Genomic DNA, 26,162 nt, shown 5'->3' on the forward strand with positions numbered 1-26,162 from the left:
GAGTGCTACCGCCAAGCGCAAGCGTCAGTCGATCACCTCGTCCGGGGCGACGCCCCAAAGCGCGGATTTCGGCACCCAGCCACTCAGGTCGTCGAAGCTGATCTCGCACCAATCCGGGTCGCAATGGCGCAAGGTGCCGATGACCCCGCGCTCCAGCAGGGCCAATTCGCGCGCCTCTGCCGAAGGGCGCGCGCGCAACTGCGTCATGTCTTGAGACACAAGCGCGGTGCGAACGCCCGACAAAAGCGCGTAATGCATCCAGCCGCCCTGCCCGTCCATATCCTCGACCCGGCGCCAATGCTCGAACTCTGCGGTCACACGCAGCGGCAGGTCGCGGCGCTGATAAACCCAGTCTATCCGGTGCGAGGTGTCCGGCCCGCGCCGGGCATTCGCTTCGTTCGCCTTCAACGAGACATAGCGCGGCAGGGGCAAATTCGTGACCGGCCCCCGCTCTTGCGCATGGGCGGCCAGCACGCTTGCAAAAAGTGCTGCGGCGGCCACCATGGCGCGACAAATAGAGGTGTTCATGTGCCTGCTCCTCGTCGTTCGATCGACGAGCCTTGTTGAAAAACTGCTGCCTGCTCGGCCGCGCCGGTGCCGGAATATGAAACCCGGTCTTGTCGTGCGGCACGATCACGGGCAGTTTGGCACAAGAATGCGCACAGACAAGAGACGAGCCAGCATCATGCCAAAATCCCGCCTGAGTGTTGTCGTTACGCGACGCTTGCCCAATGCGGTGGAAACCCGCTTGTCGGAACTGTTCGACCTGCGGCTGAACGAGACCGATACGCCCATGGACCGCGCGGCGCTGGTGGCGGCGGTGCAGGATTGCGACGTGCTGGTGCCTACGCTGACCGACGAGATCGACGCCACACTGCTGGGTCAGGCGGGCGAGCGGCTGAAGCTGATCGCCAATTACGGCGCGGGCGTCGATCATATCGACGTGGCCACGGCCCGGCAGCGCGGCATCCTCGTGTCGAACACGCCCGGCGTCGTGACCGAGGACACCGCCGACATGACCATGGCGCTGATGCTGGCCGTGACCCGCCAGATCCCGGCGGGGCTGGCGCAGATGCAAGCGGGCGACTGGACGGGCTGGTCGCCCATGGCCAATCTGGGCACGCGCATTGGCGGCAAACGGCTGGGCATTCTGGGGATGGGTCGGATCGGCCAGGCGGTCGCGCGGCGCGCGCGGGCCTTCGGGATGCAGATCCATTACCACAACCGCCGCCGCCTGCGCCCCGATGTGGAACAGGCGCTGGAGGCCACCTATTGGGAAAGCCTTGACCAAATGGTCGCGCGGATGGACGTGATTTCGGTCAACTGCCCGCACACGCCGGCGACCTTCCACCTGCTGAACGCGCGGCGGCTGAAACTGTTGAAGCCCAGCGCCATTGTCATCAACACCTCTCGGGGCGAGGTGGTGGACGAAAACGCCCTGACGCGCGGCCTGCGCGCGGGCGAGATTGCGGGCGCGGGGCTGGACGTGTTCGAACGCGGCCGGCAGGTGAACCCGCGCCTGCGCGAATTGCCCAATGTGGTGCTGCTGCCGCATATGGGGTCCGCGACCCGCGAGGGGCGGATAGAGATGGGCGAAAAGGTCATCATCAACATCAAGACCTTCGCCGACGGCCACCGCCCGCCCGATCTGGTTCTGCCATCCATGCTTTAGGGCACACAGCCACGCACAGAGGGCCAGCCACAAGCCCGTCATATCAGCGACAGCCGTTCCACCGGCACCGGGTCGGGATAGGGCCGGTATAGTCCCGCTTCGGCCCGGTCGATCATGCCATGCATCAGCGCATAGGCCTGTGCCGCGTCATGGTCGCCCCCGGACAGATGGGCAAAGGCGCGGTCCATCTGCGCCATGTCGTCGAATTCCACCACCAGCAGGAAATCGCCGAACCCCGCGCCCGCAAGCCGCAATTTGCGGCGCGACAGGTGCCAGCGCGCCACCTTGCCCGCTGCCTGCAACATCCCGAACCAGACCGCCACCGCCCGCGCGAAGGCCAGTTCATTCGCGTTCGGTTTCAGGTCGATCATGCAATGATAACTGGTCATCTTGCCCTGCCGTTCCGGTGCCACACCCGCACCTTACGCCAGAGCGATGAAGAAACGCTTAACCGCGCAGCCGCGTGCTGAGCACCCAAAGGGCGGCCAGCCCGAAGGACAGGATCGCGTTCCAGCTGGCCATCGACAGGCCCAACAGCTCCCACGCGATATCGTCGCAGCGCACGACCGGCGCGGCCATGATCTGGTCCAGCAGCTCTTGCGCGCTCAGCCCCGACAGATCGCCGCCAGAAGTGCAGCTTGCAGGCCCCTGCCACCAGTCGCGTTCGACCCCGGTATGGTAAACGCCAATCGCGCCCGATGCCCCGGCCCCCAGCGCCCCAAGCCACGCCCATGGCCCCGGCACCACCAGCCCCAACCCCGCGACCAGCGCCACGACATGCGGCCAGCGCTGCCAGATGCACAGCGCGCATGGCGAAAGCCCCCCGATATACTGGAACGCCAGCGCCCCCAACAGCAACCCCGCCGAGCCCCCAAGGGCAAGAATCTGGATCTGTTTCGCTCTGCTCACAGGAACCTCACTGCGTAGAACCCGCCCACCAGCAACACCACGAAAACGACGAAGACAAGGCCCAGACGCCGCTCGATGAAATCACGAATGGGTGCGCCGAATTTCCACAAGAGTGCCGCCACGATGAAAAACCGCAGCGCCCGCGCCACGACAGAGGCCAGGATGAACACCGGCAGCGACAGTGCCGTCGCCCCCGACAAGATGGTGATGACCTTGTAAGGAAAGGGCGTGACCCCCGCGATCAGCACGGCCCATGCGCCCCATTCGGCGTAGCGGGCGGCAAATTCGGCGAAATAGGCGTCCTTGCCGTAAAACTCCAGCACCGGGCGGCCCACCAGTTCGAACGCGCCATAGCCAATGGCATAGCCTGCCAGACCGCCCAGCACAGAGGCCGCGGTTGCCACCGCCGCGATCAGGAAGGCGCGCGAGGGGCGCGCGATGATCATCGGGATCATCAGCGCGTCGGGCGGAATGGGAAAGACCGAGGATTCGATGAAAGCCACGAAGGCCAAGACCCAGAGCGCGCGCGGATGACTGGCCATCGACAAGGTCCAGTCATATAATTTTTTCAGCACGTTACGTGACCTTTTTCATGTAGTCGGACAACCGCGGTCAATGCCTTGTTCACGACGCGGGCAGTTGTAGGCCCATCACGCCCAAACCCCAGCGGACCATCTCTGCCAAGACCTGGTCGGACGCGGTGTTGAAGCCGTTCACAAGGGCAAGGGTCTCGGTGCTCTCGACCGGAACGCTGGCGCTGAACACCCGCCGTGCCATGACCCGCGCATCGCTTTCGCGCACCATGCGGGCGGTCATGCGCAGGCGCACGCTGGCGCTGTCCTCGCCCGCAAGTTCGGCCTGAAAATCCGTGATTTCGCTGATTAAGGCGAAATCGCCCACGGCGCCCAGCGGACGGCGACCGACATAAGACAGCGCGCCCGTATCCTCGAAGGCGCGCAGCACCAGCGTTTGCCACATCTCGGGCAGTTCCGACGCCCAGCGCCCATCGGGCAGGTAAAGCGATTGCACCGCGTTGGGCTTGACCAGAATTCGGTCGGTTTCCAAGGCGCCAGAGGTGGTCGGTGGCTCTACGCTCAGCGCGCGCGACAGGGTTCGCGTGGCTTGCGGCAGGCTGGTCGGCGCGCGCAGTTCATAGGCGTCAAGGGGCGTCGCGGCCTTGTTCAAGGCCGAGACCGCACCACAACCCGAAAGCGCAAGAAGCCCTGCGAAAACAATGCCTAGGCGCAGCTTCTTCATCTTCTGAACTCCGGTGTTTGGCTGTTGAGCAGCAGGCGCGCCGGATCGCTTTCCAGCTTGCGCGCCAGCCCGTCCAGATTGGCAATCAACCCGCGCGCCTCACGCGCCAGTTGGGTGATGTTGGGCAGGCCCGCAGAGGTGAAATCACGCACCGGCCCCGCGCTTTCGCGCACGATCGCGCCCAGATCGTCAAAGGTGCGCGCGGCACTGGCGGCGGTTTCCCGCAGATCGGCGGTCACGGCGGGAATATCGGCCGACACGGCATCGACCGCCGTGCCCAGACGGTCCAGCACATCGCGCAGATCGGCGGTGATGGTGGCGACATCTTCGTTAATGACCCGGTCCGCACCGATAAAGGCACGCTCTGCCGCTTCCAGCGCGCCTTCGCCGGTGTCGAGCGCGCGGTTGATGGCGTCGAGCGTGACATTGGCGTTGCTGAAGGTTTCGGTCACTTGGGTCAGGGTCTCGACACCAGAGGTGGTCAGGGCGTTCACCTGCCCCGACACGCTGCTGAGATCGGTGCCCACGGTTTCGACAACCTGACGCACTTCGGCGGTGGCGGCGCGAATATCGGCCATGATGAGCGGCAGATCGGTTTCGGCGGCAATCGCCACGCTATCGGCGGCGGCGGTGGCGCGGGCTACCATCTCGCGCGCCTCGGACACCAGAGCCGTGCCCTCGCCGCTGACAAGCGTGTCGACGCTGGCGGACATGCTTTCGACGGCCTGCAAGGTGGTTTCGGCGCGCACCAAAAGCGGCTCTATCAGGGCCAGTGCGGGGTCGAGCGCCTCCATCCGCTCAGTGGCGGCCTGACCGGTGCGCGACAGCTCGCCGAACATGGTCGTCGCCTCGCGGCTGGCGGTTTCCAGCTCGGTGCGCAGGGCGGTCGCGTCATTGCGCAGTTGCGTGACCATCTCTGTCAGGTCTTGGGCGACGAATGTATCGACCGTTTCCAGCGTTTGGGTGCCCGTCTCGAACGCGACGCGGGCATTGGTGGCCACGAGCGCGCCCTCGTCGACCGCGAATTGCAGGCTTTCCAGCGCTTTCTCGGCTTGCAGCAGGATCGGTTCAAGGTTGTTGGCGAATTCCGCGAAGGTTTCGGTCGCGGCCTCGATCGTGTCGGTAAAGCCTGCGAAACTGTCCAGCGCGCGCGAAATCTCGCCCGAAGATGTTTCGAGGTTTATCAAGATATTCTCGACCCTTGTGCGGTTTTCTTCACCCAGAAGCTGGTTGACTTGTTCGACCACCTGCAAGGCTTCGTCCAAGATACGCGGCGCGCCTTCGGTCAGGGTCTGGATGGTCGAACGCCCGGCTTCGAGCACGGGCACATCGGTGCGGTCATTTATCAGCGGCGCGGTGACGCTACCCGCTGAAAGCGCAATGAACGCCACCCCGGTGATGCCGGAACTGTCCACCGTCGCGATGGTGTCCGCGCGCACGGGTGTTTCGCGCTCTACTTCCAGCGAGACAAGGACGGTTCCGTCCTGGTTGGGCGACAGGCGAATGTCGATCACCCGGCCCACGGGCAGGCCCGCGAAGCGCACATCGGCCGAAGGAGACAGGCCGGAAACGCTGTCGAATCGCACATCGTAATAGGCATATTGCTGGTCGAACTGCACCTTGCCGAAGGCCAGGAAAAAGCCCATCACGCCCAGGAACCCAAGCAGCGCAAACACGCCAATCAGCACATAATTTGCTTTGGTTTCCATGGGTTACAGTGCCTTTTCCTTGGTGGCAATCGCGGCGCGCGCGCGTGGCCCGTGGAAGTATTCATGCACCCATGGGTGGTCGATCTTCAGCATCTCTTCCATGGTTCCGGTATACTTCACCCGCTTGTCGGCCAAAACCGCTATTCGGTCGCAACAGGCGTGCAGGCTGTCCAGATCATGCGTGACCATGAACACCGTCAGCCCCATCGCCTGACTTAGGCCACGGATCAATTCGTCAAAGGCCGAGGCACCGATCGGGTCCAGCCCCGCCGTGGGCTCGTCCAGAAAGACGATTTCGGGGTCGAGCGCCAGCGCGCGCGCCAGCCCCGCGCGTTTGCGCATGCCCCCCGACAATTCCGACGGGTAATTGTCGCCCGCCTTGTAGGGCAGGCCCGACATGGCAATCTTCAGATCGGCCAATTCGCGGCGCAACGCAGGTGTCAGCCCGTCGATGGTGCGCAGGGGCACTTCGACATTCTCGCGCACGGTCAGGCTGGAAAACAGCGCGCCATCCTGAAACATCACGCCCATGCGCTGGTCGATCTCGCGGCGCTCGGCCTCGGAGCAGTTCAGCGCGTCCTGGCCGAATATCTCTATGCTGCCGGCCTGCGGCGGGCGCAGCCCCGCGATGCAGCGCAGCAGCACCGATTTACCGGTGCCAGAGCCGCCGACCACGCCCAGCACCTCGCCGCGATAGACGTCCAGATCAAGGTTTTCATGCACCGCATGGGTGCCGAAGACATTGCTGATCCCGCGCAGCTTTATGACCACCTCGCGCGCCATCATATGTCCATCATCGCGAAGAAGATCGAGAACAGCGCATCTGCCACGATGACCGCGAAGATCGCGCGCACCACGGCGCTGGAGGTTTGCGCGCCAAGGCTTTCGGCATTGCCGCCTACCTGCATCCCGGCATGGCAGCCGATCACGCCGATGATAATGGCGAAAACAGGCGCTTTGACGAAACCCACCATGACATGATCCGTCCCGGTTTCCGCAATCAGCCGCGACAGGAAGACGGGCGGCGAGATGCCCAGCTCTATCCATGACATCAGCGCGCCGCCGAACAGGCCCATGAAATTCGCCACAGCCCCAAGGATGGGCAGCGTGATGAGAAGCGCCAATATGCGCGGCACGAACAGCACCAGCGCGGGGTCGATCGCCAGCGTGCGCATGGCGTCGATTTCCTCGCGCATCTTCATGGACCCGATGGCGGCGGTGAAGCTGGACGCGGTGCGGCCCGCGACGATGATCGCCGTCAGAAGAATGCCCAACTCGCGCAGGATGGAAATGGCGATCAGGTCGACCACGAAAATCTCGGCCCCGAACTGGCGCAACTGCACAGCCCCCTGAAAGGCCAGCACAACGCCGATCAGGAAGGACATGAGCGAGACGATGGGAATGGCGCGCCAGCCCACTTGGTCGGCATGATGCACAAGTGCTGTCATGGGCAGTTTGCCGGGATGGCGGGCAATCTGGCCAAGCCGTTCGAAAAACACCCCCAGCATGGCGGTGATCTCGACCAGGAAGCGGCCTGCGCCCGCGACCATGCGGCCTGTGCGGTCGAGGATCTGCACGAAGCTGAAGGGCGTTTGGCTCGCCTCTGGCGGCTGCGGCATGGAGGATGCGACCCGCTCCAGCAGTGCTGCATGATCGGCTTGCGCACCATGCAGCCGCAAGCTGGCCGCGTGGCGCTGCAACAGGTAGGCGCCCGCCGTATCCAGCCGGGTCAGGCCCGACAGGTCCAGCTCGCCCTGCGCGTTCTCCAGCGCCTCTGCCACGGCGGAGACGCTGCGCACCGTCAGCGCGCCCGACAGCCGCCACGCGCCGCCCCCGCCCTCTAGATGGGCGTGCTCTGGCGCTGGCAGCGCGCTGGGGTCGGCGGTCATGCTCAAGGCGCATCCTTCGTGCGAGAAATCCGGGCCGTTCCTTGCACAAGCCTGCGCAAGTTTCGAGTCACGACCTTACTGCCATCGCCCTGCAGAGTCATGGCATGTCCCGAAGGCAGGCACGGGAACGTGACACAGCGGGCACGGCATGGGCAAATGCGCGCCATTTTGGGGTTTCCAAGGTGCACCCGCGCGCCTATAGTCCCGCGCATGAACACACGCTGCTTCATTCGCGCGACCGCGCCCATGGCTGCAACCCTGCTTCTGCTTAGGGGCCTCTGAGCGTGCCGGTCGGGCGCGCCGCTCAGAGGTGAGACGCGCCCGGACCTGAACCGCAGCAGACCCCAAGGATGATCCCCATGACCGATACCGCAAAACAGGACCGCGTCCTGATTTTCGACACCACCTTGCGCGATGGCGAACAAAGCCCCGGCGCGACCATGTCCCATACCGAGAAGCTGGAAATCGCGGGCCTTCTGGACGAGATGGGCGTCGACATCATCGAGGCGGGCTTTCCCATCGCCAGCGAGGGCGATTTTCTGGCCGTGTCCGAGATTGCCAAGAATGCCAAGAACGCGGTCATCTGCGGGCTGGCGCGCGCCAATTTCGGCGATATTGACCGCGCGTGGGAGGCCGTTCAACACGCGCCGCGCGGGCGCATTCATACCTTCATCGGCACCTCGCCCTTGCACCGCGACATCACGGCGCTGGACATGGACGGCATGGTCGCGCGCATCCATGATACGGTCAGCCATGCCCGCAACCTGTGCGAGGATGTGCAATGGTCGCCCATGGACGCCACCCGCACCGAGCATGATTTCCTATGCCGCGTGGTCGAAACCGCGATCAAGGCAGGCGCCACCACGATCAATATTCCCGACACGGTGGGCTATACCTACCCGCGCGAAAGTGCCGACCTGATCCGTATGCTCTTGGAGCGCGTGCCCGGCGCCGACACGATCACCTTCGCCACCCATTGCCATAACGACCTTGGCATGGCGACCGCCAATGCCTTGGCCGCCGTGGAAGCCGGCGCGCGGCAGGTGGAATGCACGATCAACGGCCTGGGCGAGCGCGCGGGCAACACCGCACTGGAAGAGGTCGTGATGGCGCTGCGCGTGCGCGGCGACATCCTGCCTTACCGCACGGAAATCGACACCACCAAGATCATGGGCCTGTCGCGCATGGTCGCCGCTGTGTCGGGCTTTCCGGTGCAATACAACAAGGCCGTGGTCGGCAAGAACGCGTTTGCGCATGAATCCGGCATCCATCAGGACGGGATGCTGAAGAATAAAGAAACCTTCGAGATCATGCGCCCCGAGGATATTGGCCTTGCCGCCACCAACCTTGTCATGGGCAAGCATTCGGGCCGCGCGGCGCTGCGCGCGAAGCTTTCGGAACTGGGGTATGAGCTGGGCGACAACCAGTTGAAGGATGTCTTCGTGCGGTTCAAGGCCTTGGCCGACCGCAAGAAGGAAGTCTATGACGACGACCTGATCGCGCTGATGGCCGAGGCCAGCCTTGCCGATGACGACGCCTATCTGCAAGTGAAGCGCCTGCGCGTGATCTGCGGTACCGAGGGGCCGCAGGAAGCGGAACTGACCATGTCGGTCGGCGGCGAAGAGAAATTCGTCGATGCCACCGGCGACGGCCCGGTCGATGCCACCTTCAACGCGGTCAAGATGCTGTTCCCGCATGACGCGCGGCTGGAACTGTATCAGGTCCATGCCGTGACCGAAGGCACCGACGCGCAAGCCACCGTCAGCGTGCGTTTGGCGCTGGACGGCGTGGTCTATTCCGGCCAGTCATCCGACACCGATACGGTCGTGGCCAGCGCGAAAGCCTATGTCAACGCGCTGAACCGTCTGGTCCTGCACCGCCATCGGGGCAACCTGTCGGCGCTGATGAAAAGCGCTGGCTGAATTTGGCCAAAGCTGGGGGGCATTCTGCCCCCCAAACCCCCCTGAGAGTATTTTTGGCAAGATGAAGCCAGTCGCTTGACCATTGCCCCCGCCTAGGGCAAGGCAGCGCCATGTTGCGCATCGACTCCATCAGCTTCGCCATGCAGGGCAACCCTTTGTTCGAAGGGGCGTCCGCGACCATTCCCACCGGCCACAAGGTGGGGATCGTGGGGCGCAACGGGGCGGGGAAAACGACGCTCTTTCGCATTTTGCGCGGCGAATTGCCCTTGGAAAGCGGCAAGATAGAGCTGCCCGCCCGCGCCAAGATCGGCGGCGTGGCGCAAGAAGTGCCGTCATCCGCGACCTCGCTTCTGGACACGGTGCTGCAAGCCGATACCGAGCGCGCGGCGCTGATGGCCGAAGCCGAAACCGCCACCGACCCCGAACGCATTGCTGCCGTGCAAACCCGGCTGGCCGATATCGACGCATGGTCCGCCGAAGGACGCGCAAGCGCGATCCTGAAAGGCTTGGGCTTTGACGCAGAGGCGCAACAACGTCCCTGTTCCGATTTCTCGGGCGGGTGGCGGATGCGCGTGGCGCTGGCGGGCGTCTTGTTCGCCCAGCCTGACCTTTTGCTGCTGGACGAGCCGACCAACTATCTGGACCTTGAAGGCGCCTTGTGGCTGGAGGGCTACCTGACTCGCTACCCGCATACGGTGCTGATTATCAGCCATGACCGCGGGCTTTTGAATCGCGCGGTCGGCCATATCCTGCACTTGGAGGACCGCAAGCTTACGCTTTACACCGGCGGCTATGACAGTTTCGCCAAGCTGCGGGCCGAGCGGCGCGCGTCCTTGGCGGCAGAGGCCGAAAAGGTCGCCGCCAAGCGCGCCCACATGCAGAAATTCGTCGACCGCTTCCGCGCGCAGGCGACCAAGGCAAAGCAAGCGCAATCGCGGCTGAAGATGCTGGAGAAACTCTCGCCCATCACGCCGCCCGCCGAGGCCGCGCGCCATGTGTTCAGCTTTCCTGAACCCGAGGAACTCTCGCCCCCCATCCTGCGGCTAGAGGGCGCGAGCGTGGGCTATGACGGCCCGCCGGTGCTGCGGGGCTTGGACCTGCGCATTGACCAAGATGACCGCATCGCGCTTCTGGGGCGCAATGGCGAAGGCAAATCGACGCTCTCGAAACTGCTGGCGGGCAAACTTGCGGGCCAAGGCACTCTGACGCGCGCGGCCAAGCTGCGGGTGGGGTATTTCGCGCAGCATCAGGTTGACGAGTTGGAACTGGACGAGACCCCCTTGCAGCATTTGCAGCGCGAGCGCCCACACGAGGCTCCGCCGAAACTGCGCGCGCGGCTGGCAGGTTTCGGGCTGATGGCCGAGCAGGCGGAAACCGTGGTGCGCAAGCTGTCGGGCGGGCAGAAAGCGCGGCTGTCGCTGCTGCTGGCCACGCTCGACGCGCCGCATATGCTGATCCTGGACGAGCCGACGAACCACCTGGACATCGAATCTCGCGAGGCGCTGGTCGAGGCGCTGACGGCCTACACGGGCGCGGTCATTCTTGTCAGCCACGACATGCACCTGTTGTCGCTGGTCGCGGACCGGCTGTGGCTGGTCAAGGACGGCCATGTCCGCCCCTACGAGGGCGATCTGGACAGCTATCGCGCCATGCTGCTGGCAGGCGACGAGAAACCCGCCGCCGCGCCGAAACCCAAGCCCAAACGCCCCAGCCGCGACGAGATCACCGCGCTACGCCAAGAAGTCAGCCGCGCCGAAGCGCGCATCGCCAAGCTGGAAGAGATGCGCGACAAGCTCGCGGCAAAGCTGGCCGACCCGGCCATCTACGAAGATGACCGCGCGGGTGATCTGCGCGTGTGGCAGGCGAAATACGCCGAGGTGATGGAAGCGATGGACCGCGCCGAAGCGCTGTGGATGGCCGCGCAGGACAGCTACGACAAGGCGACGGCCTAACCGATCAGCATCTCGTCTGCGCCCAGCCGGTCGTAATGCAGCTTCAGCCGTTGCAGCCCAATGCGCAGCACGATCTTGCCAGAGCGCGCGCTCCAGCCCATCGCCTGCTCGGCGCTTTCCACGCCTTCAAGGTGGCAGCAGACGCGCAGCACCATGTCCGACAGGCCCGGCCCAAGGTCTTGCAGCGCGCCCAGCACGCGGCGGCGCGCGGCGCGGGTTCCGGGCGGCGCGATATTCGGGCCCGGCAGGTTGCGCTCGGTCATCGCGCGCACAAGGCGGTCGGCGGGCATCGGGTCCAGCGCGTCCAGTTGTGCCATGACGAAATCCTCGCGCAGGCGGTCGGCCGATTGCACCAGTTCGGGCACGAGGAAAGGCTGACCCGATTTGTCGCGCCGCCGCGCCAGAACCGCGACCGGGGTTTCCACCGTGCCATAGCGCGCCCGGCGCGCGCCGGGCTGTTTGTCGTCATTATAGTCGCGCAGCGCGGCCTGACCTTCGGGGCTGAGGATATAGCTTAGCACCCGCCCCTCGCGGCGGCAGATGATCCAGTCCTTCAGCGCCAGCATTTCGGCCATCGCGCGGTCGAACACCGCCAGCCGTTCCGCCCGCCCGTCCGGCCCGTCCCGCATGATAACGGCCTTGGGCATCTCTGGGGCGACGATCAGCTGGCTTCCGGGTCGTTCCAGATTGGCCAGCAGGTGCAACAGGTCATCAGTGGTGCAGACGGGGGCCGCGGTTTCAAAGCTGCTTGGGGCGGGCTTTGCCATATCGGCATTCTCCATGATTGATGTCTTGGGCGCGGATTGACGCATCACCCGGTCCAGCCGGGTCAGCGCGTCATCCACCAATGGGTCATCGCGCCTGTTCTCGAAGCGGCGCACCTGGCGCAGCACGGTCGAAGCGTGACAGCCCGCATTGCGCGCAAGCGTGCGCAACGACAATCCATTCGCGGTGTGGGACAGGTAGAGCCGTGCACCCGTGGGCACCCATTCGGGGAAAGTTGCGCTGTTGATCGCCGCGCAACCGGACTCCACGCGGTTTTGTACAGACATGCCGCGCCGTGCTCCTTCTCGATTTTCACCCTATAGTTGCATTTCTTACCAGACCGTTAATCGCGACCGGTTCCCACAAAGATGTAACCAAATCCCTAAATGCGCTTGAAGGCAGCGCGCGCTCTTCGCGCCCGCAACGCAACAGCCTGAAACTTGTGCCATTATCCAAGGCCGCATCACGAAGAGGGGATCAGATGGATCATTCGACACAAGGCTTGCAGACCACCATTCGCCCTCGCCTTTTGGTTGTGGCGGCGCGGCATGGGCTGGCCCAATACGACCGGGCGCGGTCGCTGGCGCGGATTCTGGGTTTGCCCATGGGCCACCCCCTGCCCGCCCCCGGCGCAGCGCAGCAAGCGCTGGTGCAGCGCGAGGCAGAGCTGGACCATGCCCGCCGCCATCACGACGCAAGCTGGCACCCGGCGGATCATGTCATGGTGATGACGGCGCTTCTGCACGAAGCGCGCACCAATTGCACCGCCCGCGCGGTGCCCTTGGGTTAGAGCGAGAAGCGTTCGGCGGCGGTGGAATCCTGCCGCAGCCGGGTTTCAAACGCGCGCGAGATATGGTCCTTGAGCGCCTTGTAAGCCGCGTCGCCATCGCCCGCGGCAATCGCCTCGACGATGGTGCTGTGCTCTTCCAGCGTCCGCTCGCCGCGGCCGGGCACCGAGATAGAGGTGCTGGCCAGAAGCGCCATCGAGCGATGCACAAGGTCCAGTTGCTGCACAAGGTATCGGTTATGCGATGCCAGATGGATCTGCTTGTGGAAGCGGCGGTTCGCGCGGCTCATGGCTTGCGGGTCGGCGATCAGCGCCGCGTCTTCCTCGACCATGGCGCGTAGCAGGCGCACTTCTTCGTCGGTCGCGTGGCGTGCCGCCAGCCGCGCCGCCAGCCCTTCGAGTTCCGAGCGCACGACGTAAAGCTCTGCCAATTGGTTATGGTCCAGCGAAGCCACGATCAGCGACCGCCCGTCGCGGGTCAGAAGCGACTGCGTTTCCAGCCGTTGCAGCGCTTCGCGGATGGGGGTGCGCGAGACCCCGAACCGATCCGCCAGTTCCGATTCCACCAAGCGGTCGCCGGGCTTGTAGACGCCTACGTCAATCGCCTCGAGGATCATGGTATAGGCGTCTTTTACGGGTTTGGTTTCGGTCATTCTGCGGGCCTTTGCATTCGAGCCGAAAGAAAACAGTGCTTTCGCGCGAAAGACAAGCCGCAATCCTTGCCAGCGGCCCGCGAGCGGCTATTGTCCCGGCCATGCCTGCCGCGTTTTTCAGCCATGTCCAAACCTGGGTGTTCGATTTGGACAACACCCTCTACCCGCCGCATATGGGCCTGTTCGACCAGATCGACAAGCGAATGACGGCCTATATCATGGATGCGCTTGGGCTGGAGCGCGCCGAGGCCGACCGGCTGCGCCATGACTACTGGAAGCGCTATGGCACCACGCTTGCCGGGCTGATGCGCGAGCATGACATGGACCCCGAACCCTATATGATCGCGGTGCATGACATCGACTTCTCGGTGTTGTCGCCCGACCCGGAGCTGCGCGCGCGCATCGCGGCGCTGCCGGGGCGCAAGATCGTCTACACCAACGGATCGGCCCCCTATGCCGAGCGGGTGCTGGACGCGCGCGGGCTGAGCGGGCTGTTTGCCGCGCTTTACGGCGTGGAACATGCCGACTACCGCCCCAAGCCCGAACAACAGGCCTTTGCCACCGTCTTTGCCCGCGACGGGCTGGACCCGAAAGCGGCCGCGATGTTCGAGGATGACACCCGCAACCTGGCCGCGCCGCACGCGATGGGGCTGCGCACCGTCCATGTCGCACCAGAGCCGGAAGACGCCCCGCATATTCACCACCATACTGCTGATTTGGCTGGGTTTTTAGCGCAGCTGTCACGCTAGCAGCCGCAGGGTGCGCGCTTCTGCCGCGCGACAATCTGCCATGCTGTGCGGTTTTGCGGAAAAACATATTTCTGGGTCAAATAATTCAGGAGGAATGCACCAATGACCATGACGCTGGACGCCGGCAAGACCCATGCCACCCCGAAGGACAAAAACGGCACCGCAATGATCTGGGCCGCGATCGCGGTGTTCCTGACCATCCTTGGCACCTCTGCCGCCGTGTTCGGTCTGGCTGGTCTGGTCGCCGTCATGGTGCCCGCTGCCCTTGGCATGGTCGTGGTTTTGGTGCGGATCGTCACCGAAGGCATGTAATCCGGGCAAGCTGCCGCATTGCCCTTTCGCGCTCTCGCAGTATGTTCAGACCCAACCATGGGGGAACATGAATGCGAGAGCGTTTTGATATCGTCGTCTCTGGTGGCGGAATCGCTGGGCTGAGTGCTGCCGCCGCCTTCGGCTCGCAGGGCTACAGCGTTTTGTGCGTGGACCCGGCCCCACCCGTGATGGCAGAGGCCGATCCGGCCTCTGACCTGCGCACAACCGCCTTCCTGCAACCCTCTGTTGACGTTCTGACGCTTGCAGGCCTGTGGGAACGGTTCGAAGCCCATGCGACGCCCTTGCAGGTCATGCGCATTGTCGATGCGGGGGGCGAACAGCCAGAGCCGCGCGTCAGCCATGATTTCGACGCTTCCGACATTTCCGACCAGCCCTTTGGCTGGAACCTGCCCAACTGGCTGTTGCGCCGTGAATGCGTGGCGCGGCTGGAGGAATTGGCGAATGTCACCTTCCGCCCCGGCATCGGCACGCGCCGCCTGACCACCCGCGAAAGCGCCGCCATCGTGGGGCTGAGCGACGGCACGTCGATTGAGGCGCGGCTGCTGGTCGCGGCGGACGGGCGCAATTCGCCCATGCGTCAGGCCTTGGGGATCGGCGTGCGGACCACGCGCTTCGGGCAAAAGGCGCTGGCCTTCGCGGTCACGCACCCGGTGCCGCATGGCAATGTCTCGACCGAGATCCACCGCTCTGGCGGGCCGTTCACCTTCGTGCCGCTGCCCGACCGCGACGGAAAACCCTGTTCGGCGATTGTCTGGATGGAAACCGGGCCAGAAGCCGCGCGACTGGCCGCCCTGCCCGAAGCCGCGTTCGAGCGAGAGATGAACCGCCGCTCTTGCGGGATGTTCGGGCAGTTGAAGCTTGCCTCGCGCCGGACAATCTGGCCGATCATCAGCCAGATCGCGGACCGCTTTCACGGCCAGCGCACGGCGCTGATGGCCGAAGCCGCGCATGTCGTGCCGCCCATCGGGGCACAGGGGTTGAACATGTCGCTGGCAGACCTGACCGCGCTGACGCGGCTGATGACCCCGGATAACCTGGGAGAGGCCGCACCCCTTGCCGCCTATACCCGCCAGCGCTACCCCGATGTCGCGCTACGCGTGGCCGGTGTGGGGATGCTGAACCGCGCCTCGATGATCGCGGCGCAGCCCTTGCGCGATGCGCGGGCGGCGGCGCTGAACGCGATGTATTCGGCAGCGCCCGTGCGCCGAACGCTGATGCAGCTAGGAATCGGTGTGCGCTGAACGCCGGTTTCGGTAGGGTGCGTGCTGAGCACGCACCCTACGGGGTCCGATTATTACGCGTGGATCGCGCCGTCGCCACAAGCGAGTGCGGCCTCGCGCACCGCTTCGGAATAGGTCGGGTGCGCATGGCAGGTGCGCGCCAGATCCTCGGCGGCGGCGCCGAATTCCATGGCGACGCAAATCTCGTGGATCAGGTCGCCCGCATATGGCCCGATGATATGCGCGCCCAAGATGCGGTCGGTTTCTTTATCAGCGAGGATTTTGACGAAACCGTCGGCTGCGAAATTCGCCTTCGCGCGGCCATTGCCCATGAAGCTGAACTTTCCGACCTTGTAAGCGCGGCCCTCTTCCTTGAGCGATTCCTCAGTCGCGCCCACGGATGCCACTTCGGGCCAGGTGTAGATCACGCCGGGGATGACGCCGTAATTGACATGCCCCGCCTGCCCCGCCAGCACTTCGGCCACGGCCATGCCTTCATCCTCGGCCTTGTGCGCCAGCATCGGACCCTCGATGGCGTCGCCGATGGCATAAATGCCGTCGACGCTGGTCTTGTAATGGCTGTCGGTTGCGATCTGGCCGCGCTTGGTCATCTCGACCCCCAAGCCTTCCAGCCCCAGCCCGTCGGTATAGGGGCGGCGGCCGGTGGCCAGCAGAACCGCGTCGGCCTCTAGCACATGTTCGCTGTCATCCTTGCGCAGTTTGTAGGTGACGGTTGCCTTGGTCTTGGTGGCAGTGGCGGATTGCACGGCGGCGCCAAGGATGAATTTCATCCCTTGCTTGCCCAGCATCCGTTGGAAGGTCTTGGCCACTTCGCCATCATTGCCGGGGATGATGCGGTCAAGATATTCGACCACCGTCACCTCTGCCCCAAGGCGGGCATAGACCGACCCCATTTCCAGCCCGATCACGCCCGCGCCAATGACGACCAGTTTCTTCGGGATCTTGCCCAGTTCCAGCGCACCGGTCGAGGTGACGATGATTTTCTCATCCACTTCTACCCCCGGCAGCGGGCTGCTTTCCGACCCCGACGCGATGACGATCTTTTTCGTCTCGTGCACCGTGTCGCCGACCTGAACCTTGCCCGGCGCAGGGATGCTGGCCCAGCCCTTGATCCAGTCGACCTTGTTCTTCTTGAACAGGAATTCGATGCCCTTGGTGTTTTGCGCGATCACGTCGGATTTGTAGTTTTGCATCTTCTTCCAATCGACCTTGGGCTTCGCACCCGACAGGCCCATCGCGTCGAAATTATGCTCGGCCTCATGCAGCTGATGCGTGGCGTGCAACAGCGCCTTGGACGGGATGCAGCCCACGTTCAGGCAGGTGCCGCCCAAGGTCTCGCGCCCCTCGACACAAGCCACTTTCAGGCCCAGTTGCGCGGCTCGGATGGCGCAGACATAGCCGCCGGGGCCGGAACCGATGACGATCAGATCATAGGACATGGGTCGTTTCCTTTCTTTTGGCGGGGCAAGGGGGCGCTTCGCCCCCCTCGGGCCTGACGGCCCTCACCCCCCGAGGATATTTGAGCAAGGATGAAACATCAGAAGAGTGCAAGGAGGAGGATCAGGATAGAGCAAAGATATCCGATTCCGAAAAAGACCGAACGCCATGGGGTCCAGCCCAGCGCATAGGCGGGCACGAAGAGGATGCGCGCGCCGAGATAGGTGAAGGCGAGGATGGCGCTGGCCGTGCTTTCCTTGCCCGCGAGCGTGATGGCGGTGATCGCGACCGCGAAGAGAAGAAGTGCTTCGTGGTGGTTTTCATAGGCGCGTTTCAGGCGCAGAGTGCCTTGCGACAGGTCGCGCGGCGGGGCGGTATCGCGCGGGGACAGGAAATAGCGGCTGCCGATTTCCAGATTGGCGCGCACCGCCATATGCGCAAGCTGCCCCGCCCAGAGAAGGGCTGCGAGGATGAGGGCGATCAGGTCGGGGGTCAACATCGGGTTGCTCCGGTCATGTCGTGCCGGATGTGTCGGGGCGCGAGGTTGGTCTCGCGCCCCGGCATGTCCTTAGAGATCCATCAACAGGCGGCGCGGGTCTTCGAGCGCTTCCTTCACCCGCACCAGGAAGGTCACGGCACCCTTGCCATCGACAATCCGGTGATCGTAGCTGAGCGCGAGATACATCATCGGGCGCGCCACGATCTGGCCTTTCACGACCATCGGGCGTTCCTGGATCTTGTGCATCCCCAGAATGCCCGATTGCGGCGGGTTCAGGATGGGCGAGGACATGAGCGAGCCATAGACACCGCCATTCGAGATGGTGAAGCTGCCGCCCTGCATATCGGCCATCGACAGTTTCCCGTCGCGGGCGCGGCGGCCCATCTCGGCGATGGTTTTCTCGATCTCGGCGAAGCTCATCTTGTGGGCGTCGCGCAGCACCGGCACCACAAGCCCCGTGGGCGTGCCCACGGCCACGCCCATATGGACGTAGTTCTTGTACACGATGTCGGTGCCGTCGATCTCGGCATTCACCTCGGGCACTTCGAACAGCGCATGGCAGCAGGCTTTCACGAAGAAGGACATGAAGCCCATCTTCACGCCGTGCTTCTTCTCGAACATGTCCTTGTATTCGTTGCGCAGCTCCATGATGCCGCCCATATCCGCCTCGTTATAGGTGGTCAGCATGGCGGCGGTGTTCTGCGCTTCCTTCAGGCGGCGCGCGATGGTCTGGCGCAGCTTCGTCATGCGCACGCGTTCTTCGCGCGCGGCGTCATCGGCGGGCACGGGCGCCCTTTGGGCAGGTTGGGTGGGCGCGGTCGGCGCGGGTGCCGCCTGCGGCGCCGGGGCCGCCCCTGCCCGCTGCACGTCTTCCTTCATGATGCGCCCGTCGCGGCCAGAGCCTGCGACCTGATCGCGCGACAGGCCCTTTTCGGCCATCAGCTTCTTGGCAGAGGGCGCGTCTTCCACATCGCGGCCCGTGCCGCCCGTGCCGCCCATGGCCGGGGCCGCGTCGGGCACAACGGGTGCACCCGCCTCGCCCGAGATGACCGCCAGCTTGCCGCCTGCCTGCACTGTGGCCCCTTCGGCGGCGAGGATTTCGCCCAAGACACCCGCGGCCGGGCTGGGCACTTCGACCGACACTTTGTCGGTTTCCAGCTCGCACAGCATTTCATCGACCGCGACCATGTCGCCCGGCTTCTTGAACCAGCTTGCGACGGTCGCTTCCGACACGCTCTCACCTAGGGCCGGGACCATCACGTCGACAGCTTCGGCTTTAGGAGCATCTGCCTTCGCCTCTGCCTTGGGGGCCGGGGCTTCGCCCTTGCCCTCGCCGATCATGGCCAAGAGCGCATCGACGCCCACTGTCTCGCCTTCCTTGGCGACAATCTCGCCCATCACGCCCGCGACCGGGCTGGGCACTTCGACCGTGACCTTGTCGGTTTCCAGCTCGCACAGCATTTCATCGGCCGCGACCGCGTCGCCGGGTTTCTTGAACCAAGTGGCGACGGTCGCCTCGGTCACGCTTTCGCCCAAAGTGGGCACTCGAACTTCGGTAGGCATGGGCTCTTATCCCTCGATTGTCAGCGCTTCGTTCACGAGCGCCTGCTGTTGTGCTTTGTGCTGGCTGGCCAGACCCGTCGCCGGAGAGGCCGAAGCCGCGCGCCCGGCATAATGCGGGCGTTTCGTCTTGCCGTTCAGGCGGCCCAGAACCCATTCGATATTGGGTTCGATGAAGGACCAGGCGCCTTGGTTCTTGGGTTCTTCCTGACACCAGACCACATCGGCATTCGGGAAGCGTTCCAGCTCTTTCAGCAGCGACATGGCCGGGAACGGGTAGAATTGTTCCACGCGCAGCAGGTAGATGTCATCGGCCCCGCGCGCATCGCGTTCTTCCAGCAGGTCGAAATAGACCTTGCCCGACGACAGCACCACCCGGCGGATCTTGTCATCCGCTTTCAGCGTCAGGTCGCTGTTGCCCTTTTCCGCGTCATCCCACAGCACCCGGTGGAAGCTGGAGCCTTCGGTGAAATCCGCCGCTTCCGAGATGCACAGCTTGTGGCGCAGCAGCGATTTCGGCGTCATCAGCACCAGCGGTTTGCGGTAGCTGCGATGCAACTGGCGGCGCAGGATGTGGAAATAATTGGCCGGGGTCGTGCAATTGGCGACGATCCAGTTATCCTGTGCGCACATCTGCAAGAAGCGTTCCAGACGCGCAGAGGAATGTTCCGGTCCCTGCCCTTCGAACCCGTGCGGCAGCAGCATGACAAGGCCCGACATGCGCAGCCATTTGCTTTCGCCCGAGGAAATGAACTGGTCGAACATGATCTGCGCGCCATTGGCGAAATCGCCGAACTGCGCTTCCCACAGCACAAGTGCATTCGGTTCGGCCAGCGAGTAGCCGTATTCGAACCCCAGCACCGCGTATTCCGACAGCATCGAGTCGATGACCTCATACCGCGCCTGCCCCTCCTTGATGTGGTTCAGGGGGTAGTAGCGATCCTCGGTTTCTTGGTCGATAAAGGCGGAATGGCGCTGGCTGAAGGTACCGCGCGTGCTGTCCTGGCCGGCCAGACGCACCGGGTAGCCCTCTGTCACCAAGCTGCCGAACGCGAGCGCCTCGGCGGTGGCCCAGTCGAACCCTTTGCCAGAGGAGAACATCTCTTTCTTCGCGTCCAACTGGCGCGCGACGGTTTTGTGAATGTTGAACCCGTCCGGCACCGTTGTCAGCGCTTGCCCGATCTCGGCCATGGTGTCGGGCGAGATGGCGGTCTGGCCGCGTTGGTATTCCTCGCCCTTGCGGTTCATGTGTGACCAGCGCCCATCCAGCCAGTCGGCCTTGTTGGGCTTGAAGGTCTTTCCGGCCTCGAACTCGTCATTCAAAAAGGCTTGGAAGGCGGCCTTCATATCCTCGATTTCGCCTTCGGGGATAAGCCCGTCCTGCACCAGCCGTTCGGTATATAGCTGAAGCGTCGATTTGTGCTTCTTGATGCTGTTATACATCGCCGGGTTGGTGAACATCGGCTCGTCACCCTCGTTATGGCCGAAGCGGCGATAACAGATGATATCGATGACCACGTCCTTCAGGAATTTCTGACGGTATTCGGTGGCGACCTTGGCGGCATGGACCACGGCTTCGGGGTCGTCGCCGTTCACATGGAAAATGGGCGCTTCCACCATCAGCGCGATATCGGTCGGATAGGGCGACGAGCGGCTGAAGCTGGGCGCGGTCGTGAACCCGATCTGGTTATTGACCACGATATGGATGGTGCCGCCCGTGCGATGGCCGCGAATGCCCGAAAGCTGGAAGCCCTCGGCCACCACGCCTTGGCCCGCGAAGGCCGCGTCACCATGCAAGAGCACGCCCAGAACCGAGCGGCGCTCGCTGTCATTGGCCTGGTCCTGCTTGGCGCGGACTTTGCCAAGGACGACCGGGTTCACCGCCTCTAGGTGCGAAGGGTTCGCCGTCAGCGACAGGTGCACGCGGTTGCCGTCAAATTCACGGTCGGAAGACGCACCAAGGTGGTATTTCACATCGCCCGAGCCGTCGACATCTTCTGGCTTGAAGCTGCCGCCCTGGAATTCGTTGAAAATGGCGCGGTAGGGCTTGCCCATCACGTTGGCCAGAATGTTCAACCGGCCCCGATGTGGCATCCCGATGGCGATTTCCTTCACACCGAGCGCCCCGCCGCGCTTGATGATCTGCTCCATCGCCGGGATGGTCGCCTCGCCCCCGTCCAGACCGAAACGCTTGGTGCCCATGTATTTGACATGCAGGAACTTCTCGAAGCCCTCGGCCTCGACCAGCTTGTTCAGGATGGCGCGGCGGCCCTGCTTGGTGAACTGGATCTCCTTGCCCAGACCCTCGATCCGCTCTTTCAGCCAACCGACCTGTTCGGGGTCGGAAATATGCATGAATTGCAGCGCGAAAGTGCCGCAATAGGTGCGCTTCAGAATGTCGAGGATCTGGCGCAGGTTCGCCACTTCCATGCCAAGCACGTTGTCAAGGAAGATCGGGCGATCCATGTCCGCCTCGGTGAAGCCATAGGAGCGCGGGTCAAGCTCTGGATGCGGTTCATCCTTGCGCAGGCCCAGCGGGTCCAGGTCGGCGACCAGATGGCCCCGGATGCGGTAGGCACGGATAATCATCAGCGCGCGCACCGAATCCAGCACCGCCGCGCGCACCTGCGCGTCCGACAGGCTGATGCCCTTCTCGGCGGCCTTCTCGACGATCTTCTTGCCGGTGTCCTTCTTCTCGGGCGCGGCGGGCCATTCGCCGGTCAAGGCCGAGGTCAGTTCATCCGCAGGCATGGGCGGCCAGTCGCCGCGCGCCCAGCTTGGGCCATGGGCGGCTGCCTGCGCGTCTTGCGCGGCCTCGTTCAAGGACTGGAAATAAGCCTGCCACACGTCATCGACCGACGAGGGGTCGGCGGCATGGCGGGCCTGCAAAGCTTCGACATAATCGGCATTGTGACCGGCCAGAAAGCTTTCGCTGGTCATGCCGTTATTCGGGCTGTGATCGTTCATGTCATCACCTGTAAGGTCGAAAAATTGCGAGCGCGTTAGCGGACGCGCGGTTCGGGGCCGTAAGCATTGGGGCCGCGCTGGCTGGGCCGGGTCATCCACCAGATGATGACCAGACCGGCCAGCATTTGCGCGACCCCGGCGAGGATCACGATACTGGCAGACAGACCGTCGCCCATCATGCCCCCCATGCCCGCCGGGCCACCGTCATCGACGAAGCGCTGCATCATCGAGCGTGTCAGACTGCCGCTAACAACCGTGCTGATGACCACGATGGCGACGGGCACCAGCAGGAACCAGCCGGGGCGGCCAGTATCTTGCAGGCGCCGCCAACCGACCGCGAGGAAGGGCAGGAAGATCGCCAACTGGAACGCCGCGACCATGATCGTGCTGCCCGGCCCAAGAAGCGCCATTTCCAGCAGGCCCACAAGGAACGCGCCCGCGAAGACGAAAAGGAAGAACCACCAGTATTCCGGCCTGCGGGCGCGGCCCCGATAGGTGAAAGCGCCGCGAAACCCGCTGATGATGGCTTTGCCGAAAGTCATTCCCGTTCTCCCGTCTGGAAGCGCCGCCTATTTGCCGATGGCTGCCAGAACGGCCTCGCCCAATCCGGCGGGGCTTTCGGCCACCACGATGCCAGCGCTCTTCATGGCTTCGATCTTATCCTCTGCGCCACCTTTGCCGCCAGCAACGATTGCGCCAGCATGGCCCATACGACGGCCCGGAGGGGCGGTGCGCCCGGCAATGAAGCCCGCGACCGGCTTTTTGCGCCCGCGCTTGGCTTCATCCTTCAGGAATTGCGCGGCCTCTTCCTCGGCGCTGCCGCCGATTTCGCCGATCATGATGATCGACTCGGTCTCGTCATCGGCCAGGAACCATTCCAGCACGTCGATATGCTCGGTGCCCTTGATCGGGTCGCCGCCGATGCCCACGCAGGTCGACTGGCCAAGGCCCACATCGGTGGTTTGCTTCACCGCCTCGTAGGTCAGCGTGCCGGAGCGCGACACCACGCCCACGGACCCGCGGCGGTGGATATGGCCGGGCATGATGCCGATCTTGCAGGCATCGGGGGTGATGACACCGGGGCAGTTCGGGCCGATCAGCACGGATTTGCTGTTCACCAGCGCGCGCTTGACTTTCATCATGTCCAGCACCGGAATGCCTTCGGTGATGCAGACGATCAGCTCCATCTCTGCGTCGATCGCTTCCAGGATCGAGTCCGCGGCGAAGGGCGGCGGCACATAGATGACCGAGGCATTGGCTTCGGTCTTGGCCTTTGCTTCATGCACGCTGTCGAACACGGGCAGGTCCAGATGCATCTGGCCACCCTTGCCGGGCGTCACGCCACCGACCATCTGCGTGCCGTAAGCGATGGCCTGTTCGGAATGAAAGGTGCCCTGAGAGCCGGTGAAGCCCTGGCAGATGACCTTGGTGTTTTTATCTACGAGAACTGCCATCGGTCTTACCCTTTCACCGCTTTGACGATCTTCTGCGCGCCGTCTTTCAGGTCGTCCGCCGCGATCACGTTCAGGCCGGAATTCGCAATGATTTCCTTGCCCTTTTCCACATTCGTGCCTTCCAGACGCACCACCAGCGGCACTTGCAGGCCGACCTCTTTCACCGCGGCGATGACGCCCTCGGCAATGATGTCGCAGCGCATGATGCCGCCGAAGATATTGACCAGAATGCCTTTGACGTTCGGGTCAGAGGTGATGATCTTGAAGGCTTCCGTCACCTTCTCGGTCGTGGCCCCACCGCCCACGTCAAGGAAGTTGGCAGGCTCTGCCCCGTAAAGCTTGATGATGTCCATCGTGGCCATCGCCAGACCCGCGCCGTTGACCATGCACCCGATTTCGCCATCAAGGGCGATGTAGTTCAGGTCATACTTGCTGGCTTGCAGTTCTTTCGGGTCTTCTTCCGTCTCATCGCGCAGCGCCAGAATGTCGGGCTGGCGGTAAAGCGCGTTGGAATCGAAGCCCATTTTCGCATCGAGGCATTTGAGGTCGCCATCGGTTGTGACGATCAGCGGGTTGATCTCGACCATCTCGGCGTCGCGCTCGATGAACAGCTTGTAAAGCTTGTTCACAAGATCCACGCATTGCTTGACCTGCTTGCCTTGCAGCCCCAGCGCGAAAGCGACGCGGCGACCGTGGAAGCCCTGAATGCCGGTGGCCGGGTCAACCGCAAAGGACAGGATTTTCTCGGGTGTCTTGGCGGCAACTTCTTCGATGTCCATACCGCCCTCGGTCGAGACAACGAAGCTGACGCGCGACGTGCCACGATCGACCAGCAGCGCCAGATAAAGCTCGCGCTCGATGTCAGAGCCGTCTTCGATATAGATGCGGCCCACTTGCTTGCCGGCGGGGCCGGTCTGGTGCGTGACCAGCGTGCGGCCCAGCATCTGCTTGGCCATCTCTTCGGCTTCGCCCACTGACTTGGCCAGACGCACACCGCCCTTTTCACCAGCTGACGCTTCCTTGAAGCTGCCCTTGCCGCGACCGCCTGCATGGATCTGCGCCTTGACCACCCAAAGCGGGCCGTCCAACTCGCTCGCGGCGGCCTTGGCTTCTTCGGCGCGCAGAACGACGCGACCATCAGAGACCGGCACCCCGTAAGAGCGCAGCAGCCCCTTGGCCTGGTATTCGTGAATATTCATGACACTGTCCCATTTCGGCTTTCAGTTGCGCCGTGCATGGCAGAATCATGACAAAAAACAATGGCAAACTGCGTCGAATTCACGCAACCGGGCCGAAATCGGAAGTTTGTGATCACAGTTTTGAAACTAGTGATCACAAATTTCGGGCGGTAACGCTATCAAACGAAAATTGTCATGCTTGCAGCAAAAAGGGCCACGACTCGGCGTGGCCCTTTGCATTGGGTGATGTGGCGTGGGTCAGGCCAGCGTCGGGTCGATGCCCTTGCAGGCTTCGACCAGACCTTTCACGGCGTCGACCGACTTGTCGAACATCGCCTGCTCGTCCTTGGTCATCTTGATATCGACAACCTTCTCGATGCCACCGGCGCCGATAATGGTCGGCACGCCGACATACATGCCTTTCAGGCCAAACTCGCCGTCGCAATAAGCGGCGCAGGGCAGCAGGCGGCGCTGGTCTTTCAGATAGGCTTCGGCCATTTCCACGGCACTGGTGGCAGGCGCGTAGAAGGCAGAGCCGGTTTTCAGCAGGCCCACGATTTCCGCGCCACCGTCACGGGTGCGCTGCACGATGGCATCCAGCTTGTCCTGCGTGGTCCAGCCCATGTCGACAAGGTCGGGCAGCGGAATGCCCGCGACCGTCGAATAGCGCACCAGCGGAACCATGGTATCGCCATGGCCACCCAACACAAACGCGGTCACATCGCGCATGGAGACGTTGAATTCCACGCTCAGGAAGTGACGGAAGCGCGCAGAGTCCAGAACGCCCGCCATGCCGACCACCTTGTTATGCGGCAGGCCCGAGAATTCGCGCAACGCCCAGACCATCGCATCCAGCGGGTTGGTGATGCAGATCACGAACGCATCGGGGGCATTGTCGCGGATGCCTTCGCCCACGGCTTTCATGACCTTCAGGTTGATGCCTAGCAGGTCATCGCGGCTCATGCCCGGCTTGCGCGGAACGCCAGCGGTCACGATGCAAACATCCGCACCCGCGATATCGGCATAGTCATTGGTGCCCTTCAGCGACGCGTCGAACCCTTCGGACGGGCCAGATTCGGCAATGTCCAGCGCCTTGCCCTGCGGGGTGCCTTCGGCAATGTCGAACATGACGACATCGCCCAGTTCCTTCAGCGCGACGAGATGCGCAAGCGTCCCGCCGATTTGTCCGGCACCGATAAGTGCGATTTTGGGTCTGGCCATCTTGGGTC

The 26,162-nt window shown here is 63.6% G+C and carries 25 protein-coding genes; 7 read left to right on the forward strand and 18 right to left on the reverse strand.

Annotation, left to right across the window (positions count from 1 at the left end):
- Positions 1–24: 24 nt before the first annotated feature.
- Positions 25–528, reverse strand: coding sequence for an SH3 domain-containing protein (locus J1C52_RS08145; protein WP_227427436.1), 504 nt, complete (start codon positions 526–528; stop codon positions 25–27).
- 157 nt (positions 529–685) lie between these two features.
- On the opposite strand from J1C52_RS08145, the gene J1C52_RS08150 reads away from it, so the two are divergent.
- Positions 686–1,672, forward strand: a complete 987-nt coding sequence (locus J1C52_RS08150) for a 2-hydroxyacid dehydrogenase (RefSeq protein WP_227427437.1) — start codon at positions 686–688, stop codon at positions 1,670–1,672.
- A gap of 38 nt (positions 1,673–1,710) precedes the next feature.
- Here the strand turns inward: J1C52_RS08150 and J1C52_RS08155 are convergent, their stop codons facing one another.
- Genes J1C52_RS08155 through J1C52_RS08185 form a run of 7 tightly spaced genes read right to left on the reverse strand, consistent with a single transcriptional unit; the run spans position 1,711 to position 7,436 of the window.
- Positions 1,711–2,061 (reverse strand): DUF6614 family protein, encoded by a 351-nt coding sequence (locus tag J1C52_RS08155; RefSeq protein WP_227427438.1) that lies wholly within the window; start codon positions 2,059–2,061, stop codon positions 1,711–1,713.
- A gap of 58 nt (positions 2,062–2,119) precedes the next feature.
- The gene (locus J1C52_RS08160; RefSeq protein ID WP_227427439.1) at positions 2,120–2,581 is read right to left on the reverse strand and encodes a disulfide bond formation protein B; all 462 of its coding nucleotides are present in this window, start codon (positions 2,579–2,581) and stop codon (positions 2,120–2,122) included.
- A complete protein-coding gene (locus tag J1C52_RS08165; RefSeq protein ID WP_227427440.1) occupies positions 2,578–3,156 on the reverse strand; it encodes a YqaA family protein in 579 nt (192 codons plus the stop codon). Before J1C52_RS08165 ends, J1C52_RS08160 begins: the two co-directional genes overlap by 4 nt.
- Positions 3,157–3,205: 49 nt before the next feature.
- Entirely contained in the window at positions 3,206–3,838 is a 633-nt protein-coding gene (locus J1C52_RS08170; RefSeq protein ID WP_227427441.1) for an ABC-type transport auxiliary lipoprotein family protein, read from the reverse strand.
- Positions 3,835–5,547, reverse strand: a complete 1,713-nt coding sequence (locus J1C52_RS08175) for an MlaD family protein (protein WP_227427442.1) — start codon at positions 5,545–5,547, stop codon at positions 3,835–3,837. The genes J1C52_RS08170 and J1C52_RS08175 overlap by 4 nt, the downstream gene beginning before the upstream one ends.
- A 3-nt stretch (positions 5,548–5,550) precedes the next feature.
- On the reverse strand, positions 5,551–6,330 hold the full coding sequence (locus J1C52_RS08180; RefSeq protein ID WP_227427443.1) for an ABC transporter ATP-binding protein: 780 nt from the start codon (positions 6,328–6,330) through the stop codon (positions 5,551–5,553).
- Positions 6,330–7,436 carry an ABC transporter permease gene (locus J1C52_RS08185; RefSeq protein ID WP_370633249.1) on the reverse strand — a complete coding sequence of 369 codons (1,107 nt, stop codon included), beginning with the start codon at positions 7,434–7,436 and terminating at the stop codon, positions 6,330–6,332. The genes J1C52_RS08180 and J1C52_RS08185 overlap by 1 nt, the downstream gene beginning before the upstream one ends.
- A 359-nt stretch (positions 7,437–7,795) precedes the next feature.
- Here J1C52_RS08185 and J1C52_RS08190 point away from each other — a divergent pair, with 359 nt between their 5' ends.
- Both J1C52_RS08190 and J1C52_RS08195 read left to right on the forward strand, forming a co-directional pair.
- Positions 7,796–9,358 (forward strand): 2-isopropylmalate synthase, encoded by a 1,563-nt coding sequence (locus tag J1C52_RS08190; RefSeq protein ID WP_227427445.1) that lies wholly within the window; start codon positions 7,796–7,798, stop codon positions 9,356–9,358.
- A 110-nt stretch (positions 9,359–9,468) separates the two neighbouring features.
- A complete protein-coding gene (locus J1C52_RS08195) occupies positions 9,469–11,310 on the forward strand; it encodes an ABC-F family ATP-binding cassette domain-containing protein (protein WP_227427446.1) in 1,842 nt (613 codons plus the stop codon).
- Here J1C52_RS08195 and J1C52_RS08200 read toward each other — a convergent pair.
- Positions 11,307–12,362: a DUF6456 domain-containing protein gene (locus tag J1C52_RS08200; RefSeq protein ID WP_227427447.1), complete on the reverse strand. Its 1,056-nt coding sequence runs from the start codon at positions 12,360–12,362 to the stop codon at positions 11,307–11,309. The two genes, J1C52_RS08195 and J1C52_RS08200, sit on opposite strands and share 4 nt — an antisense overlap.
- A 194-nt stretch (positions 12,363–12,556) precedes the next feature.
- Between J1C52_RS08200 and J1C52_RS08205 the strand changes: the two genes are divergently transcribed.
- On the forward strand, positions 12,557–12,865 hold the full coding sequence (locus tag J1C52_RS08205) for a DUF6477 family protein (protein ID WP_227427448.1): 309 nt from the start codon (positions 12,557–12,559) through the stop codon (positions 12,863–12,865).
- Here the strand turns inward: J1C52_RS08205 and J1C52_RS08210 are convergent.
- Positions 12,862–13,515, reverse strand: a complete 654-nt coding sequence (locus J1C52_RS08210; protein ID WP_227427449.1) for a GntR family transcriptional regulator — start codon at positions 13,513–13,515, stop codon at positions 12,862–12,864. The genes J1C52_RS08205 and J1C52_RS08210 overlap by 4 nt on opposite strands.
- Positions 13,516–13,616: 101 nt before the next feature.
- Between J1C52_RS08210 and J1C52_RS08215 the strand changes: the two genes are divergently transcribed.
- From J1C52_RS08215 to J1C52_RS08225, 3 genes are all read left to right on the forward strand, one after another.
- Positions 13,617–14,264 carry a pyrimidine 5'-nucleotidase gene (locus tag J1C52_RS08215; protein ID WP_227427450.1) on the forward strand — a complete coding sequence of 216 codons (648 nt, stop codon included), beginning with the start codon at positions 13,617–13,619 and terminating at the stop codon, positions 14,262–14,264.
- A 102-nt stretch (positions 14,265–14,366) separates the two neighbouring features.
- Positions 14,367–14,576 (forward strand): hypothetical protein, encoded by a 210-nt coding sequence (locus J1C52_RS08220; RefSeq protein ID WP_227427451.1) that lies wholly within the window; start codon positions 14,367–14,369, stop codon positions 14,574–14,576.
- Between the two features lie 71 nt (positions 14,577–14,647).
- Positions 14,648–15,838 carry a UbiH/UbiF family hydroxylase gene (locus J1C52_RS08225; protein ID WP_227427452.1) on the forward strand — a complete coding sequence of 397 codons (1,191 nt, stop codon included), beginning with the start codon at positions 14,648–14,650 and terminating at the stop codon, positions 15,836–15,838.
- A gap of 53 nt (positions 15,839–15,891) precedes the next feature.
- Here the strand turns inward: J1C52_RS08225 and lpdA are convergent, their stop codons facing one another.
- The 8 genes from lpdA to mdh all read right to left on the reverse strand — a co-directional run bounded on the left by lpdA (position 15,892) and on the right by mdh (position 26,154).
- On the reverse strand, positions 15,892–17,277 hold the full coding sequence (gene lpdA, locus J1C52_RS08230; protein ID WP_227427453.1) for a dihydrolipoyl dehydrogenase: 1,386 nt from the start codon (positions 17,275–17,277) through the stop codon (positions 15,892–15,894).
- 98 nt (positions 17,278–17,375) lie between these two features.
- On the reverse strand, positions 17,376–17,774 hold the full coding sequence (locus J1C52_RS08235; protein ID WP_370633244.1) for an MAPEG family protein: 399 nt from the start codon (positions 17,772–17,774) through the stop codon (positions 17,376–17,378).
- Positions 17,775–17,843: 69 nt separating this feature from the next.
- Complete coding sequence (gene odhB, locus J1C52_RS08240; RefSeq protein ID WP_227427454.1) at positions 17,844–19,337, reverse strand: 2-oxoglutarate dehydrogenase complex dihydrolipoyllysine-residue succinyltransferase; 1,494 nt, start codon at positions 19,335–19,337, stop codon at positions 17,844–17,846.
- A gap of 6 nt (positions 19,338–19,343) precedes the next feature.
- The gene (locus tag J1C52_RS08245) at positions 19,344–22,301 is read right to left on the reverse strand and encodes a 2-oxoglutarate dehydrogenase E1 component (protein ID WP_227427455.1); all 2,958 of its coding nucleotides are present in this window, start codon (positions 22,299–22,301) and stop codon (positions 19,344–19,346) included.
- 35 nt (positions 22,302–22,336) lie between these two features.
- Entirely contained in the window at positions 22,337–22,843 is a 507-nt protein-coding gene (locus tag J1C52_RS08250; RefSeq protein WP_227427456.1) for a DUF805 domain-containing protein, read from the reverse strand.
- A 27-nt stretch (positions 22,844–22,870) separates the two neighbouring features.
- A complete protein-coding gene (gene sucD, locus J1C52_RS08255) occupies positions 22,871–23,755 on the reverse strand; it encodes a succinate--CoA ligase subunit alpha (RefSeq protein ID WP_227427457.1) in 885 nt (294 codons plus the stop codon).
- 5 nt (positions 23,756–23,760) lie between these two features.
- Positions 23,761–24,954, reverse strand: coding sequence for an ADP-forming succinate--CoA ligase subunit beta (gene sucC / locus J1C52_RS08260; RefSeq protein WP_227427458.1), 1,194 nt, complete (start codon positions 24,952–24,954; stop codon positions 23,761–23,763).
- 237 nt (positions 24,955–25,191) lie between these two features.
- Complete coding sequence (gene mdh, locus J1C52_RS08265; protein ID WP_227427459.1) at positions 25,192–26,154, reverse strand: malate dehydrogenase; 963 nt, start codon at positions 26,152–26,154, stop codon at positions 25,192–25,194.
- Positions 26,155–26,162 lie beyond the last annotated feature (8 nt).

It is taken from the genome of Roseibaca sp. Y0-43, from assembly GCF_020667835.1.
Lineage (GTDB): Bacteria > Pseudomonadota > Alphaproteobacteria > Rhodobacterales > Rhodobacteraceae > Roseinatronobacter.

Excerpts from the sequence above, each read along its gene's own strand:
- odhB (WP_227427454.1), bottom strand. The coding sequence starts at position 19,337 with ATGCCTACCGAAGTTCGAGTGCCCACTTTGGGCGAAAGCGTGACCGAG.
- J1C52_RS08235 (WP_370633244.1), bottom strand. The coding sequence starts at position 17,774 with ATGTTGACCCCCGACCTGATCGCCCTCATCCTCGCAGCCCTTCTCTGG.
- J1C52_RS08185 (WP_370633249.1), bottom strand. The coding sequence starts at position 7,436 with ATGACCGCCGACCCCAGCGCGCTGCCAGCGCCAGAGCACGCCCATCTA.
- J1C52_RS08190 (WP_227427445.1), top strand. The coding sequence starts at position 7,796 with ATGACCGATACCGCAAAACAGGACCGCGTCCTGATTTTCGACACCACC.
- J1C52_RS08180 (WP_227427443.1), bottom strand. The coding sequence starts at position 6,330 with ATGGCGCGCGAGGTGGTCATAAAGCTGCGCGGGATCAGCAATGTCTTC.
- J1C52_RS08250 (WP_227427456.1), bottom strand. The coding sequence starts at position 22,843 with ATGACTTTCGGCAAAGCCATCATCAGCGGGTTTCGCGGCGCTTTCACC.
- mdh (WP_227427459.1), bottom strand. The coding sequence starts at position 26,154 with ATGGCCAGACCCAAAATCGCACTTATCGGTGCCGGACAAATCGGCGGG.
- J1C52_RS08225 (WP_227427452.1), top strand. The coding sequence starts at position 14,648 with ATGCGAGAGCGTTTTGATATCGTCGTCTCTGGTGGCGGAATCGCTGGG.
- sucD (WP_227427457.1), bottom strand. The coding sequence starts at position 23,755 with ATGGCAGTTCTCGTAGATAAAAACACCAAGGTCATCTGCCAGGGCTTC.
- J1C52_RS08195 (WP_227427446.1), top strand. The coding sequence starts at position 9,469 with ATGTTGCGCATCGACTCCATCAGCTTCGCCATGCAGGGCAACCCTTTG.
- J1C52_RS08155 (WP_227427438.1), bottom strand. The coding sequence starts at position 2,061 with ATGACCAGTTATCATTGCATGATCGACCTGAAACCGAACGCGAATGAA.
- sucC (WP_227427458.1), bottom strand. The coding sequence starts at position 24,954 with ATGAATATTCACGAATACCAGGCCAAGGGGCTGCTGCGCTCTTACGGG.
- J1C52_RS08220 (WP_227427451.1), top strand. The coding sequence starts at position 14,367 with ATGACCATGACGCTGGACGCCGGCAAGACCCATGCCACCCCGAAGGAC.
- J1C52_RS08245 (WP_227427455.1), bottom strand. The coding sequence starts at position 22,301 with ATGAACGATCACAGCCCGAATAACGGCATGACCAGCGAAAGCTTTCTG.
- J1C52_RS08150 (WP_227427437.1), top strand. The coding sequence starts at position 686 with ATGCCAAAATCCCGCCTGAGTGTTGTCGTTACGCGACGCTTGCCCAAT.
- J1C52_RS08215 (WP_227427450.1), top strand. The coding sequence starts at position 13,617 with ATGCCTGCCGCGTTTTTCAGCCATGTCCAAACCTGGGTGTTCGATTTG.
- J1C52_RS08145 (WP_227427436.1), bottom strand. The coding sequence starts at position 528 with ATGAACACCTCTATTTGTCGCGCCATGGTGGCCGCCGCAGCACTTTTT.
- J1C52_RS08170 (WP_227427441.1), bottom strand. The coding sequence starts at position 3,838 with ATGAAGAAGCTGCGCCTAGGCATTGTTTTCGCAGGGCTTCTTGCGCTT.
- lpdA (WP_227427453.1), bottom strand. The coding sequence starts at position 17,277 with ATGTCCTATGATCTGATCGTCATCGGTTCCGGCCCCGGCGGCTATGTC.
- J1C52_RS08210 (WP_227427449.1), bottom strand. The coding sequence starts at position 13,515 with ATGACCGAAACCAAACCCGTAAAAGACGCCTATACCATGATCCTCGAG.
- J1C52_RS08205 (WP_227427448.1), top strand. The coding sequence starts at position 12,557 with ATGGATCATTCGACACAAGGCTTGCAGACCACCATTCGCCCTCGCCTT.
- J1C52_RS08175 (WP_227427442.1), bottom strand. The coding sequence starts at position 5,547 with ATGGAAACCAAAGCAAATTATGTGCTGATTGGCGTGTTTGCGCTGCTT.
- J1C52_RS08200 (WP_227427447.1), bottom strand. The coding sequence starts at position 12,362 with ATGTCTGTACAAAACCGCGTGGAGTCCGGTTGCGCGGCGATCAACAGC.